The 13,273-nt window shown below is 66.9% G+C and carries 12 protein-coding genes and 1 tRNA gene; 9 read left to right on the forward strand and 4 right to left on the reverse strand.

Annotation, left to right across the window (positions count from 1 at the left end):
• The first annotated feature begins 43 nt into the window (after positions 1-43).
• Positions 44-1,162 (forward strand): hypothetical protein, encoded by a 1,119-nt coding sequence (locus tag DEIPR_RS03040; protein WP_013614365.1) that lies wholly within the window; start codon positions 44-46, stop codon positions 1,160-1,162.
• Between the two features lie 11 nt (positions 1,163-1,173).
• Here DEIPR_RS03040 and DEIPR_RS03045 read toward each other — a convergent pair whose 3' ends face one another.
• A complete protein-coding gene (locus DEIPR_RS03045) occupies positions 1,174-1,917 on the reverse strand; it encodes a class I SAM-dependent methyltransferase (protein WP_013614366.1) in 744 nt (247 codons plus the stop codon).
• 74 nt (positions 1,918-1,991) lie between these two features.
• On the opposite strand from DEIPR_RS03045, the gene DEIPR_RS03050 reads away from it, so the two are divergent.
• The 7 genes from DEIPR_RS03050 (at position 1,992) to DEIPR_RS03080 (ending at position 8,032) form a co-directional block, all read left to right on the forward strand.
• Positions 1,992-2,067 (forward strand) — tRNA-Asp (locus DEIPR_RS03050).
• Positions 2,068-2,170: 103 nt separating this feature from the next.
• Positions 2,171-2,680, forward strand: a complete 510-nt coding sequence (locus DEIPR_RS03055) for a GNAT family N-acetyltransferase (protein WP_169310667.1) — start codon at positions 2,171-2,173, stop codon at positions 2,678-2,680.
• A gap of 131 nt (positions 2,681-2,811) precedes the next feature.
• Positions 2,812-4,932, forward strand: coding sequence for a biosynthetic arginine decarboxylase (gene speA, locus DEIPR_RS03060; RefSeq protein WP_013614368.1), 2,121 nt, complete (start codon positions 2,812-2,814; stop codon positions 4,930-4,932).
• A 71-nt stretch (positions 4,933-5,003) separates the two neighbouring features.
• Entirely contained in the window at positions 5,004-5,465 is a 462-nt protein-coding gene (locus DEIPR_RS03065; RefSeq protein ID WP_013614369.1) for a VOC family protein, read from the forward strand.
• 71 nt (positions 5,466-5,536) lie between these two features.
• Positions 5,537-6,331: a hypothetical protein gene (locus tag DEIPR_RS03070; RefSeq protein WP_013614370.1), complete on the forward strand. Its 795-nt coding sequence runs from the start codon at positions 5,537-5,539 to the stop codon at positions 6,329-6,331.
• Positions 6,332-6,362: 31 nt separating this feature from the next.
• Positions 6,363-6,764 (forward strand): hypothetical protein, encoded by a 402-nt coding sequence (locus DEIPR_RS03075; RefSeq protein ID WP_013614371.1) that lies wholly within the window; start codon positions 6,363-6,365, stop codon positions 6,762-6,764.
• 260 nt (positions 6,765-7,024) lie between these two features.
• Positions 7,025-8,032: a ribose-phosphate diphosphokinase gene (locus DEIPR_RS03080; protein ID WP_013614372.1), complete on the forward strand. Its 1,008-nt coding sequence runs from the start codon at positions 7,025-7,027 to the stop codon at positions 8,030-8,032.
• Between the two features lie 71 nt (positions 8,033-8,103).
• On the opposite strand, the gene DEIPR_RS03085 is transcribed toward DEIPR_RS03080, so the two are convergent.
• Together DEIPR_RS03085 and DEIPR_RS03090 are read right to left on the reverse strand one after the other, a co-directional pair.
• A complete protein-coding gene (locus DEIPR_RS03085; RefSeq protein ID WP_013614373.1) occupies positions 8,104-8,760 on the reverse strand; it encodes a hypothetical protein in 657 nt (218 codons plus the stop codon).
• A 131-nt stretch (positions 8,761-8,891) separates the two neighbouring features.
• Complete coding sequence (locus DEIPR_RS03090) at positions 8,892-10,922, reverse strand: zinc metalloprotease (protein ID WP_013614374.1); 2,031 nt, start codon at positions 10,920-10,922, stop codon at positions 8,892-8,894.
• A 133-nt stretch (positions 10,923-11,055) separates the two neighbouring features.
• Between DEIPR_RS03090 and DEIPR_RS03095 the strand changes: the two genes are divergently transcribed.
• Positions 11,056-11,373, forward strand: coding sequence for a Rieske 2Fe-2S domain-containing protein (locus tag DEIPR_RS03095; RefSeq protein WP_013614375.1), 318 nt, complete (start codon positions 11,056-11,058; stop codon positions 11,371-11,373).
• A 200-nt stretch (positions 11,374-11,573) separates the two neighbouring features.
• On the opposite strand, the gene DEIPR_RS03100 is transcribed toward DEIPR_RS03095, so the two are convergent.
• Complete coding sequence (locus DEIPR_RS03100; protein WP_013614376.1) at positions 11,574-13,250, reverse strand: M20/M25/M40 family metallo-hydrolase; 1,677 nt, start codon at positions 13,248-13,250, stop codon at positions 11,574-11,576.
• Positions 13,251-13,273 lie beyond the last annotated feature (23 nt).

A 13,273-nucleotide genomic window follows, 5' to 3' on the forward strand; every position in this document is an offset into this window, starting at 1 on the left:
GCCCCCGACCTGTCCGAACCCTGGCCCCCTGGAGGAACTGCCCATGACCCACTTCCCTGAACGTTCGTCCCGCACCGCTTCCGCACCGCTGGCCCTGGGCCTGAGCCTTTGCCTGCTGACAGGCTGCACCGGCACGGTCGAGCGCGGCGCGGCCGTGAACCTGGCGCTGCTGACCGGCGGCGGTTCGGCGCTGCAGCGGGTGCAGCTGCCCGCCGCCTCGTCCGATATGCCCCGGCCAGCGGCCGTGCTGGGTGACCCGGTGGCCGTGGAGGCCGGTGTGGACCTGCACCCGCTGCCGGCAGGGCGCAGCTTCGTGCTGACCCGCCGCCCGGCAGCCGAGGAGCGCTCCGCCGCGCTGGCCCCGCTGAACACCTTCCAGGCTCCACCCTTCCCCGCATGCTGGCAGGCGTCGGCCGTGTCGCCAGGGGCCGAGCGGTACTTTGCCGTGAGCCAGTGTGAAGGTGGGCCGCAAAACGCAGCCCTCTACAACAGCCGGGGCGAGTTGCAGTGGTGGGCCGCCCTGCCGCTGGCAGCTCCGCCGCTGGACGCCGCAGACATGCCTCCGCTGCGGGTGGCGGTGGCCGGCGAGGTGGGTGTGGTGGCCCGGCCGCTCCTGGGGGGCGGCAGCGAAATGCTGCGGGTGGCGGTCCGCAGCCCAGGCGACAAGCAGGCCGAGACCAGTGTGCCGCAGCGCACCGTCGCTGTGCGTGACCTGGCGACCCTGAGCGTGGCGGGGCGGGCCACCGTGTACGCCGCGACCGACGGCGGCGTCTTTCCGCTTACCACGGCTGGGGTGCCGGACGCGAACCCGCTGCCCGCCTTCGGTCCTGGGCGCTACGACCGGCTGTGGGCCAGCGAGGAGATGGTGGGCAGCTCGCCCATCCTGGCCGCCTGGCGGAGCGAAAGTGCCCAGACCGGGCGCCAGCCGCTGCGGGTCTGGGACGGGGTCAGCACCGCCGAGGGTTCAGCCCAGACGGCCGACCTCTTCGCAGACCTGCGTGACGTAGCGTTGGCCGACGGCTACCTCTACCTGCTGACCCGTGACTCGCTGCTGCGCTACGACGCCGTGCTGGGCGTGCGGCAGGGCAACTGGCGGCTGGAAAATCTGGGCCTGCGCCTGAACGACGCCCGCGCCCTGGTCCGCACATTTGCCGCTGAGTAGAGCGGCAGGGGTCAGTGTTCCGCCGCCCGCGTCTGGAACACCATCACCTCGCTGGCTTCGGTATACGGCCCGCCCTGAAAGCTGCCGCTGACGCGGGGAGCCTCGAAGCCGGCGCAGCGCAGCAGCCACTCCACCTCGTAGCGCCAGTAGTACCGCTGGGTCAGGGTGAAATGCTGGCGTTTCAGGTGGCCCTCTGCGCCCACGGTGTCCACGAAATACTCGGTGGTCACGTGCTGGCGCGCCGCGTCTATGCGCTGCAGCAAAAAGACGTCGGTGCGCTCGCCGTCCCGGTAGATCGTCTCGCCCTCGTGGCGCAGCACGCCCTGGGCGCCGTAGTTGGGCACGTACAGGTCGAAAGCGAAGCGGCCGCCGGGAGCGAGGTGCCGGCGCAGGTTTTCCAGGCTGGTCAGCTGCTCGGCGGGCGTGTACAGGTGCATCAGGGCATTGAAGGGCGCGATAATCAGGTCGAAGCGTTCCTCACTGCGCAGGCCCGCCGCGTCCCCCTGAATCCAGGTCACGTCCACCCGGCTTTCCTCGGCCCGCGCCCGCGCCTTTGCCAGCATCCGCGCGCTGGGTTCCAGGCCGGTCACGTCCACGCCGCGCCGTGCCAGAAAGCAGCTCACCCGCCCGGTGCCGGCCCCGACTTCCAGCACCCGGCCTGCTTCCCCCTCGGCCAGCCCGGCGTAGAAGTGCAGGTCGTCGCGGTACAGGTCGTACTGCTGGTCGTACAGCTCGGAGAGGTCGTCGTAGTTCACCTGCCGATGATAGTCCGGGTGGGCGGTGCCTGCACTTGACACCCTGGGCAACGCACGGTAATCTTCTTTCCGCTGGTCCGGTAGTGTAGCGGTTAGCATATCTGCCTGTCACGCAGAAGGTCGCGGGTTCAAATCCCGTCCGGACCGCCAGAAAAGGGCCACCCTCCGGGGTGGTTTTTTCGTTGTGGCCTGTCTGCCGTGCGGCCCGTCTGCCGTGTGGCCGGTAGGCTCCCTCGGCTCTATGCTGGGCAGCATGACCCCGACGATTCGCCCGGCCACCGCCGCCGACGCGCCCACGCTGGCGCAGCTGCGGGGCGTGATGCAGCTGGACAACGGCCGCACGTCCGCGCAGGTGGCCGCCGACCTGCCCGTCTGGGAGGCCTTTTACCGCCAGGCGGTTCCTGCCGGCAGCTACCTGGGCTGGCTGGCCGAGGAAGCCGGCGAGGTCCTGGGCGGCGTCGGCGTGATGTTCTACCCGGCGCATCCGAGCTGCGGCAGTGCCCTGACCGAACACCCGCACATTCTGAATGTGGCGGTGCGGCCGCAGTTCCGCCGCCGGGGTGTGGCCCGTGCGCTGATGCAGGCGGTGCTGGCCTGGGCGCGTGAGGCCGGCTATCCCACCGTCACCCTGAACGCCGCCCCGATGGGACAGGCGCTGTACCGGGAGCTGGGATTTACCGAACGGGGAATCCCGGCCATGACCCTGAACCTGTCTGCCGGGGGCGGTGAAAGCGGCGCGGCCCTGCCTGGACAGCAGACTTGAACCCTGACAGGCAGGGGGTATCATGCGGAGCGGTTTCGCACGGCGTCCGGGGGCGATTGGGGCAGTAGCCTTGGCCTCATCACTCAGGACCCCGCGCACGGCGAGCCTCAAGCCCCCAAGGAGGAACGCCCATGACCCAGACCCAGAACCCTGCCCCTCAGCCTGCCGCCCCCACCACTTACCGCTCTGCCGACTTCCGTCCCAGCGACGCCAGTGAGCTGTATCAGGTCGACCGCTGGAGCAGCGGCTGGTTCCGCGTGTCCGGCAGCGGCCAGATGGAAGTGACCCCCGGCTCCGGCCTGAGCGCCCCGCTGCGCGAGATCGTAGATGAACTGGTCGAGGAGCGCGGCGAGAGCCTGCCGCTGATTCTGCGCTTTCCGCAGGTGCTGGCGGGCCGCGTGGCGCATCTGAACGAGGCCTTCCGCTCGGCCATCAAGGAGTACGACTATGCCGGCGGCTATCAGGGCGTATTTCCCATCAAGGTGAACCAGCGCCGCGCCGTGGTGGAGGAAGTCGCCCAGGCCGGCTACGAGTATGCCCACGGCCTGGAAGCCGGCTCCAAAGCCGAGCTGGCCTTGTGCCTGGCCCAGAAGATGCACCCCGAAGCCCTGCTCAGCTGCAACGGTTTCAAGGACGACGGTTTTATCAAGCTGGCGCTGTGGGGCCGCACCCTGGGCAAGAACGTGGTGATTACCATCGAGAAGTTCTCGGAGCTGGACCGTACCCTCAAGCAGGCCAAGGCGCTGGGCGTGCGGCCCGCGTTCGGCGTGCGCTTCAAGTTGCACGCGCGCGGTTCGGGGCAGTGGGAAGAATCCGGCGGCGACCAGGCCAAGTTCGGCCTGAACGCCTACGAGCTGCTGCGGGTGGTGGAGCGCCTCAAGGAAGAGGACATGCTCGACACCCTGGTGATGCTGCACACCCACATCGGTTCGCAGATTACCGACATCCGCCGCGTCAAGGTGGCGGTGCGTGAGGCCACGCAGACCTACGCGGGCCTGATTGCCGCTGGTGCCCAGCTCAAGTACCTCAACCTGGGCGGCGGCCTGGCGGTGGACTACGACGGGTCCAAGACCACCTTTTACGCGTCCATGAACTACACCCTGGCCGAGTACGCCGCCGACGTGGTGTACACCGCCCAGGAAGTCTGCCGGGCGCGGGGCGTGCCCGAGCCCACCATCGTGACCGAATCGGGCCGGGCGCTGACCGCCCACCACGCCGTGCTGGTCATTCCGGTGGTGGACGTGACCGGCCCCACCCGCGACCGCGAGCAGGCCCCCGAACCCGCCGAGGACTCGCACCAGGTGGTGCGCGACCTCAAGGAGTTCCTGGACAGCCTGACGCTGCGCAACTACCGCGAAACCTACAACGACGCCGTGGACGCCAAGCAGACCCTGCACAACCTGTTCGACCTGGGCTACGTGTCGCTGGAGGACCGCGCACGCGGCGAGGCGCTGTTCCACGCCATCCTGAAAAAGGTCGCCAAGCTGGTCCGCAACGAAAAGTATGTCCCCGACGAATTCGAGGACCTGCAGAGCATCCTGGCCGACCAGTACATCTGCAATTTCAGCCTGTTTCAGAGCCTGCCCGACAACTGGGCCATCGACGCGCTGTTTCCTATCGTGCCGCTGGACCGGCTGGACCAGAAACCCACCCGCCAGGCGACCCTGGTGGACATCACCTGCGACTCCGACGGCAAAATCGAGAAGTTCATCGACCTGCGCGACGTGAAGACCACCCTGCCGGTCCACGAGCCGGGCGACCAGCCGTATTACCTGGGGGTGTTCTTGGCCGGCGCCTATCAGGACGTGCTGGGCAACGCGCACAACCTGTTCGGCAAGGTGAGCGAGGCCCACGTCACCGTGACCGGCCAGGGCAAATACGACATCGACCTGTTCGTGCGCGGCCAGAAGGCACGCCGCATGATCGAGTCGATGGGCTACGAGGAAGTGATGCTGCGCGACTCTATCGAGGATCAGGTAGACGAAGCCCTTAGGGCCGGGCATCTGACCCCGGTGCAGGAATTCGAGCTGCTGGAGGACTACGGCGAGGAGCTGCTGGGCTACACCTACCTCGAATACGAGGACGGCGCCGACGTGATTGAGGGCGCCGAGGAACTGCTGCGCGGGGGCAGTGCGGCCAAGAAGGTGGCTGAGGAGATTGAACCTGCCCCGGACGACCTGGGGATGGAAGCCGGCACCGCCGCAGCCGACAAAGCGCCCCAGGCCGGCGAGAAAGATTACCTGGAGCGCTAAAGCAAGCAGCGGACAAGGGCAGACTGGCGCAGGTCAGCTGCCCTTGTCTGTTTGGGCCTAGACTGAAAGACATGAAGTTGCAATTGCTGGACCACATCGCCATTGCGGCCCGCACGCTGGACGAGGGCAGCGCTCCTTACCTTGCGCTGGGCCTGACGCCTGAAGGCGCGGACGAGCACATGGCGGCCCAGGGAGCTTGGATTCGCGCTTTTCGAATCGGCGACACCCTGATCGAATTGCTGGCCCCCGACAGCGAGGACAGCACCATCGCCAAGTTCCTGGAGAAAAAGGGACCGGGCCTGCACCACACCGCCTACCGGGTGGAGAACATCGAAGCGGCCATGGGGGAGATGCGGGAAGCCGGCGCGCCGCTGCTGAACGACGCTCCCCAGGCAGGCCGCGCCGGCAGCCGGGTGGCGTTCCTGCACCCCAAGTGGGGCCAGGGCACCCTGATTGAGCTGGTAGAGCATGGGCACGGCGCGCAGAAGCATGTGCCGGAGCAGCCGGACCTGCGGGCCGGAGGCATCCACTGACCGGGTCTGCGCGTGCTTTCTGGGGCCTGCTGGCAGCTGCGGTCAGCGCCCTGCTGCTGGCGCTGGGCTTCATGGGGCCGGCGCTGCTGCCTCCGGCCTGGAGCGGAGTGGTTTCGCTGGCGCTGGCTGGGGCGCTGGCGCTGGTGCTGGGCGGGCTGGTGCGCCGCACGGCCGGCCACTGGGGCACGGTGCTGCTGTGGGTGGGCTGGGTGCTGGTCGCCGTGCAGTGGGGCTGGGCCTGGGGGTCACAGCCCTCAGGGCTGCCGTACTGGCTGGCCGGGTTGCTGCTGGGTGTGCTGGGTGCGGCGCTGGTCCGCCCCGGGACTCCAGTAGCCCCAGAAGCTGAGGAGATTGAATCTCAACATCCGGACCCGCTGCCGGCCGCGCCCGCCGATTCCTGGACTGCGCCGCTGGACACGCCAGCTCAGGACCAAGCAGTCCAGTCCCAGTTGTCTCAGGCCCAGTTGACTCGGTCTCAGCCTGCCCCGGAGTGGACAGTGCCCATCGCGCCTGCGGCTGTGCAGGCCACCGCACAGCCCGGCCGCCCGGTCTGGGCAGAGGAGGAGCCGTCTTCCCCTGCTGTACCGGCCGCCGACAGCTGGTCGGTGCCGCTGGCGGGTACAGCCGCTGCTCCCGCCCCCGCCCAGCGGACACCGGCGCCGGCAGACTGGCAGGGCCAGACCTGGTGGGCCCCCGACGATGAACCGGCAGACCCGCCAGGCGTGGCCGCGCCCCTTTCTGCCGATTGGGCCGAAGCGGAGGCCCTGCTGGAGCGGGGTCAGGGCGAAGGGGCCGCCCCTCCTGCTACGCCGCGCCGCACTCTCAGACTGCCGGACCCTAAAGAAGAGATAGAAGACCGCGAGTAAGACCGCCCCCGGCCAGCAGGTAGACTGCCTTATGACCAACGACGATAAGACCGTGGTGTACTCGGCTCAGGGCGAGGGCGTGACCCGGCAGGAGCAGGCTGTTCAGCCGGTGCAGACCGGCCAAGCCGTGCCGGCTGGCACGCAGGCGGCGGATCAGGTCGAGTACCAGCCGGTGGCCTACGCCGACCCCGGCGAAGTCACCGAGCAGTTCGATCATCTGGCCACCCGTGACCCCGAGCAGATGCTGACCGAAATGGGCAGCGGCAACCACGCGGCGCAGGACAGTGCAGAGCTGCAGCCGGGCAGCTTCAGCCCCGAAGCTGCGGCGCTGGCCGGCGGCAACGAGGTGACCCACCATAACTTCGAGGGTGCCGTGACGCGTGTGGAAAGCGGCAACTACGACCTGGCCGATCCCCACGAACAGGACCGTTAAGCCGCCTTTATCCTTAGCCTAGCCTCTTGTCACCCCTGCAGAAACAGTTCTCTGTATGCCGGGGTGATTGGTCTGGTATGCGGCTGGCTGGGATATGCTGTGGCCGATCCCTGGCCCCGTGTGGGCCGAATCATGTGGGCCGCACAGGGTCTACCCTGGTGCCCGCCTTTCTTCTGCCGTAGCGTAGGCAGGCCCGTGCCGGGTTGGCCCGCCCTTCTTCGCCCCGCTTCCTGTTATTTCCTGCCCTTCGGAGGTTTCCTGTGAGTGAACGCCAACCGTCCCCCACCCCTGACCATGCTCCCGACCTGAGCAGCCGCCGTGCGCCCTTGCTGGTGTTTTCCGGTCAGAGCAACAAGCCGCTGGCGGAAGCTATCTGCCAGAACCTGGGGATTCCGCTGGGCCTGAGCCGCACCGAGAAGTTCACCAACGACAACCTCATCGTCCGCTACGAGGAGTCGCTGCGTGAAGGGGACGTGTTCATCGTGCAGACCTTCTCGACTCCGGTGAGCGATTCCATCATGGAACTGCTGATGATGATTGACGCCGCCAAGAGTGCCAGTGCCGGTCGCGTCACGGCCGTGATTCCTTACTACTCGTACGCCCGCAGCGACAAGAAAGACAGCCCCCGCATCTCCATTGCGGGGCGGCTGGTGGCGGACCTGCTCCAGGAAGCCGGCGCTGACCGCGTGCTTACCATGACCCTGCACGCCCCACAGGTTCACGGCTTTTTCAAGGTGCCGGTAGACCACCTCTCGGCCGATTCGGTACTCAGCCAGCACTTCCGTTCCTGCATAGATGACCCCCACGAAGCCGTGGTGCTGGCCCCCGACGCCGGCAGCATCAAGCGCGCCGCCGGGATCGCCCACCGCCTGGACGCCGGGCTGGCGATGGTGGACAAGCAGCGCATCAGCGACACCGAAGTGAGCCCCCGCGCTCTGATCGGTGACGTGAAGGGCCGCACCGTATTCATCGTGGACGACGAGGTCAGCACCGCCGGCAGCCTGATCGAAACGGTAGGCATTGCCCGCAGCATGGGTGCCAAGGACGTCTACGTGGGCGTGACCCACGGCGTGTACACCGGGCCTGCCATCGAGCGTATCGCTCAGCTGGACGTGACCCAGGTGGCCAGCACCAACACCGTGCTGGTGTCCGAGGAGAAAATTAAGGCCGCCGGCGGCAAACTGGCCGTGCTGGATGTGGCGCCCCACTTCGCCAACGCCATTCGCAACATCCACACCGGCGAAAGCGTCTCGACCCTGTTCAGCTGAGCGCCCTGCGGCTAGCCTGAGGAAAGCCTGCTCCAGTTTGCCTGGGGCGGGCCTTTTTGTTGCCTCTTGCTTCAGCGGCCCAGCAGCGTGGCGAGGTGTTCGCGGTAGGGCGAGTGACGGTAGGGGCCGAACTCCGGTTCTTCTTCCAGCCGGCGCACCAGCCCGGTCCCGCGCTGAATGGCGAAGGCATAGCGCCACTGCACCCGGCCAGTGCCGGGACTGTCCAGCAGGGCCAAGCGGCTCATGCTCAGCCGGCGCTCGGCCAGGGCCTCGGCGTCGGCGCGGGCACGGTCCAGTTCGCTGCGCTGCGCTGGGGTCAGCAGGTCGGCCCAGCCTGCCCCGATGGCGGCCCACTCGCTGCGGGTGACCTTTTCCCGTTCCAGCGGGCGCAGCAGGGTCCGCAGTTGCTCACGTTGCGCGGCAGTCCACTGAATTCGTCCCTCCACGGTCAGCTCCGCCAGCAGTTGAATGGTCAGCACCGCTTCCAGCTGTGGCCGCAGCGCGAATCCGGGGCTGCGTTGGATCGGTGGCAGCTCGGCAGGAGCCAGGCCCAAAGTGTGCTGGTCACCTGCTGGCCTGGGACTGGCGCTGGCGCTGGGGGCACTGGGGCTGATTGCAGGGGTGGCGGTCAGGGGAGTCCTGGGGGCGGGTAACCTCCCGCCGACAGCCAGCGCCGAGGCGCAAACGGCGAGCCCCAGCAAGGAGACAAGAAATACGAAGCGGAACATAGGTCATTTTAGAGCAGCCGCCTGAATCCGCGCTGACCGTAGGGCTAGCGTGAGATGCGGAGGCGGGACACGAAAAAAGCCCCCCGTCGCCGCAGAGGGGCTGAGGGGGGACTGGAGAAGAAGGCAGAGCGTTACTGGCTGAGGCGCAGGGCCCGCTGATAAGGCGTTTCCTCGGGGAAGATGACCGCTCCCCGCTGCGGCAGATGATTCTTCGCTACGCGTGGCTGAGCATTGGCCTTGGAGAGGCCCGAGAGGTTCTGATACCACTTGTAGCCTTCGACCTCCACGCCGTTTTGGCGGGCGGCGTCCAGCACCAGGCGGTAGGCCTGGTGACCCAGGTCAGCGGCGCGGTAGTAGTTCATGGCGTCGTATTCGGCCTGGGCCTGCACGAACAGGTTGTCAGCGCTGACGGCGGTGGGGGCCAGCTGGGCGGTCTTGCCGGCACGGCGAGCGATTTCCAGAATCGCGCCCGAGTTGTTCAGGTAGGCGGCCGTCAGGTAACGGTACTGGCTGTCCAGATTGAACTGCCCGAAGGAGAAGGTCAGGTCGATGTAAGACATCACGCTGGCGCTCTGGTCACCGCTGTTCACGAACAGGAACGGCCCCGAAGCCCCGTAGGACAGGTCCTCCTCGCTGTCGTACCCGTCGTGGGGGTGAGACAGGCTGAAGTGGTGCCCGATCTCGTGCACGGTGGTGTCGGTCAGGCCGTACAGGCCTTCGAGACCAGGCGAGGTGAACGAGTACACCAAGCTCTGGGTGCCGGTTTCGCCGTCGTCAATGGCGATGCCCAGCAGGCCGCTGGCCGGGTCCACATCGTCGTTGAACAGGTAGGTGGGCACGATGTAGCGGTTGCTGCCGGCCGGCAATCCGGCATAGTCGCTGCGCAGGTCCTGCACGTTGTAGCGGAACAGCGGCTCACCGAAGATGTCGGCGTATTCGGGCGAGCAGATATCCTCGGCCTCAATCACAAAAAAGCAGTTGTAGGCGTCGCGCAGGTCGCCCTCCAGGGGAGCGCGGTCCACCACGGTATTGAACTTGGCGAAAGGTTGCAGCACCTTGACCCGGTCTTCAACCAGCTGTGGCTTGAGCACCTGTTCAACCTCGGCTGCCTTGGCGCCCTGGTCCACGTTCAGCCGCAGCTCGATTTCATCCGGAAGCTCGGGTGGGGTCAGCTCGGCGCGGTAGATGGGGCTGGGAGTGAACAGCAGGTTCAGCGCGGTGTAGCGCACCGTCTTGGCCAGGTCGGCGCTGACCTGCCGGGCAGTGCCCAGGTTGTTCTTGCGGGTGCCGTATTCCCACACGGGCGGCATCCGCACGTCTGGCTCACCGTCGCCGTCCACGTCGCTGTTCACCACGTCGTAGGCGTTGGTCCAGGGGTCGGGGTTGGCCGACAGGTCGTAGAACCACAGGCGCTGCGGGCCTTCGCCTTGCTGGTAACCGCCGCCCCACGCGATCATACGGCGGCTAGCCCGCTCACCGAACTTGAAGCCGGTGTCCGTCTCGGCTTCGCCCGTCTTGGTGTACGAGTGGAACTTGAAGTCGGGGCGGTCGTACCAGTTCACCAGAAAGACCGTGTACTCGTCCTTTTGAATGCCCAGCTCGGAAGCGTGGTCGGCCAGCCAGTTCTCGGTAGAAGGCGCGTCGATTTCCAGATTCCCGGTAATGGGCCGGGTAATCAGATTCGAGGGCGCCGCGCAGTCGGTGACATAGTTGCCTTCCTCGTCGGTGGCCTGGCAGTTGTAGGCCTTTTGCAGCACGGTCAGCGGCTGCTCCTTGCCGGCCGAAGCAAGGTAGGTGAAGAACTTGTCCTCGAAGGCCTGGTCTGCGAAGACATAATTATAGTTGTAGTTGAATTTGTTCCCGGTGTATTCGGTGCGGCCGTAAGCGCTGGGAATCCTTGCAATGGTGTCGTAGCTGGCCGGCAGGGTGTTCCGGAAGTCCTGCAGGTCCACCTGCCGGGCCGTCGTGACCTGGCCAGGAGCGGCCTGACGGTAGCCCACGAACACCACATTGACCTTCAAGTCGGTTTCGATTTTGGTGTCCTGACCGGGCTTGATTTGCTTAAGTGAGCTGTAGTCGGTGGGAGCGGGAGTTCCGCCACTGCCACAGGCGGACATCAGCGAAAGGCTCAGGGCAGCAAAGAGTGGGGCGCAGTACTTCATGTGTCTCCTCCAGAATCACATTGAATATTTATTTAAGGGGGGTGGCCCCTGGATGATACTGCGGTGTTGCTCAAATGGCAAAAATGAGAGCGGCAGACCTGCGGCGGCAGTCTGGGCCCTTAGAATGCTCCGTATGAGCCGAATCTGTGCCGGACGTGCCGAAGAGTGGAACGACAATGAGCAGCGAGAGGTTCAGCTGGACGGCCAAAGTGTGGTGGTGGTCCGTTACGAGGGCCAGTTCTATGCGCTGCGCAATCTCTGTACCCACAAGGACGTTCCGCTGCTGGGCGGCGAAGTATCCGACGGCAAAATCACCTGTACCAAACATGGTGGCCGCTTTGAGCTGGCCACCGGCCGGGCCAGAGCCCTTCCGGCGGTCAAGCCGGTCACGGTGTTTAGAACTGTCGTAGAGGAGGGCGAAGTCTTCGTCGAAAGCCTGGAAGGCGCTTGAGCACTACCTGACAAGGAGCGCCGCCAGGTTCCCGCTGGCGGCACTTCTTTCGACCGGCACTCTAGACCCGAGCGCGCGTTTTCTGCCGTTGCTCGCTGAGGCCGTAGCGGCTGCGGGCTTTTACCCCTGGAAACTGTGGCGGCGCAGGGGCAGCGCTGGAAAGTGACCCGCCCCCCGCCGCCCTGCCAGGCTTCCTGGCTTCAGGCGTCTGACTTCAGCAGCCGTGCAGTCAGGTCCCACACGGCAGCGGGCAGGCCCTGCACAGCGTAGGGCAGATGCACCCGCTCCAGCCACTGGTGATAGTCGCGGCCCCACGGCCCCAGGTTGACGGTGGGGAAGCTCAGGTGCGCGGTGTGGGGGTCGTCGCAGAAGTTGGGCGTGGGCGCGGCCAGTTGCCGCTGCAGTTCGGTCAGGGTGCCGGGGTCCAGCGGCGTACCGATAAAACTCATGTCGGAGATGCCGGCGAAGTAGTGCCGCATCTGCAGGCTGTGCTGCGCGGCCACCGCCTGCACGGCCGCCTGTAGCCGCTCGCCCGCTGCCCCGTGCCGGCTGAGGTGGGTGTGCGGGTAGTGGAGGCTGCCAAAGCCCACCACGGCCAGCGGACCGCGCCGCTCGCTGCGGTCCAGCAGCCAGTGCATCACCCGCTGACTGGCCCGCAGGGGGTTGGTCTCGGCCACCAGCTCGCTGAGCAGGGCCGTGTAGTCGCGTTCGTGCTGCGGCTGGGCGGCCAGAACTTCTTCCCGCAGTTCGCCCAGTGTCATCACCTGTGGCTGGGCGTCCGCGAAGGCCTGTCCCGCCTCCGCCGCGAAGGCGCGGTGCCGTTCCAGTACGGCCTGCATGGCCGCCTGGGTTTCACTCAGCATCAGCTCCAGCACCTGCTGGGGCGTGCGGGCATGGCTCAGCACGTTATAGGCGCTCCACACCCGCTGCGGAGTGGTGACGTCGTACTGTGCGCGGAAGTCGCGGGCTTCCAGGCAGACTGGGGGCGGCGCTGCTTCGCCGTGCGCTGCGTCGGCGTGCGCGGGGTTCAGCTCCAGACGCCGCAGCAGTTCGGCGTTCATGGCGTGGGCACTGACGCCCTCGAACGGGAAGCCGGCGTGGGTGTCGCGTCCCACGAAACACACCACCGGCAGCAGCTTGCCTACCGTGCCCAGATAGATGGCCCGCCCCGCCGAGCCGTCGCCTTGGTCGCTGGTGGCGTCCAGGTTGATACCGGCTGCGATATCCAGCCCCCAGTGGTGTGCGGCGGACAGCAGTTCGGTGCGTGCGGCGCGTGCGCCCCGCGAACTGTCTTCCTCGTCGGGGGAGAACATGATGAGCAGGTTGCCCTGCCGCTCGTCTTCCGGCTGCGCCAGCCACGCTTCAAGGACGGCCAGGCCCGCAGCCAGCCCCGATTTCATGTCCAGGGCGCCGCGTCCGGGCAGGAACTCGCCGCCTTCCAGGTCGTGCAGGGCCCGCTGCAAGCTGGGGCCCGGAGCTTCGGCGGCGTGCAGGGAGCGCAGCAGGGCTGACCGGAGTTCTTCCGGGCGGTTGGCCAGCGGAGCCAGCGGGCCGTAGTTGTGGCTGGTAACGGTGTCAAAATGACCGCTGAGCACCACCGTCTGACGGCCCTGACCACGGGCCAGCGCGAAGAGGTTCTCCGGCCCACCAGGCCAGGCGGGCTGCCGCCACAGCTGCTGCGGGTGCGCGGTGAAGTAAGGCAGCCGCGCCAGTTCGTCGGCCAGCTTGAGCGCCAGCGTCTGCTCGCCGGCGGTGCCGCCTTCCGAAGGCCAGCTCAGCAGGCGGTCCAGCCAGAAGCGGGCACGCGGAGCCCAGTCGTGAGAACCGTCTGCTGCCGGGGCGTCCGCATCAGAAACGTCAGATGAAGTGATAGTCACCTGTCTATTGTGTCACTTTTGGC

Source organism: Deinococcus proteolyticus MRP (genome assembly GCF_000190555.1).
In the GTDB taxonomy this organism is placed as follows: Bacteria; Deinococcota; Deinococci; order Deinococcales; family Deinococcaceae; genus Deinococcus; species Deinococcus proteolyticus.

What these genes read in the sequence shown, in the direction of transcription:
- DEIPR_RS03070 (WP_013614370.1), top strand. Translation starts at nt 5,537, where the DNA reads ATGGGGCCGGCGCTGCTGCCTCCGGCCTGGAGCGGAGTGGTTTCGCTG.
- DEIPR_RS03075 (WP_013614371.1), top strand. Translation starts at nt 6,363, where the DNA reads ATGACCAACGACGATAAGACCGTGGTGTACTCGGCTCAGGGCGAGGGC.
- DEIPR_RS03085 (WP_013614373.1), bottom strand. Translation starts at nt 8,760, where the DNA reads ATGTTCCGCTTCGTATTTCTTGTCTCCTTGCTGGGGCTCGCCGTTTGC.
- DEIPR_RS03065 (WP_013614369.1), top strand. Translation starts at nt 5,004, where the DNA reads ATGAAGTTGCAATTGCTGGACCACATCGCCATTGCGGCCCGCACGCTG.
- DEIPR_RS03095 (WP_013614375.1), top strand. Translation starts at nt 11,056, where the DNA reads ATGAGCCGAATCTGTGCCGGACGTGCCGAAGAGTGGAACGACAATGAG.
- speA (WP_013614368.1), top strand. Translation starts at nt 2,812, where the DNA reads ATGACCCAGACCCAGAACCCTGCCCCTCAGCCTGCCGCCCCCACCACT.
- DEIPR_RS03055 (WP_169310667.1), top strand. Translation starts at nt 2,171, where the DNA reads ATGACCCCGACGATTCGCCCGGCCACCGCCGCCGACGCGCCCACGCTG.
- DEIPR_RS03090 (WP_013614374.1), bottom strand. Translation starts at nt 10,922, where the DNA reads ATGAAGTACTGCGCCCCACTCTTTGCTGCCCTGAGCCTTTCGCTGATG.
- DEIPR_RS03040 (WP_013614365.1), top strand. Translation starts at nt 44, where the DNA reads ATGACCCACTTCCCTGAACGTTCGTCCCGCACCGCTTCCGCACCGCTG.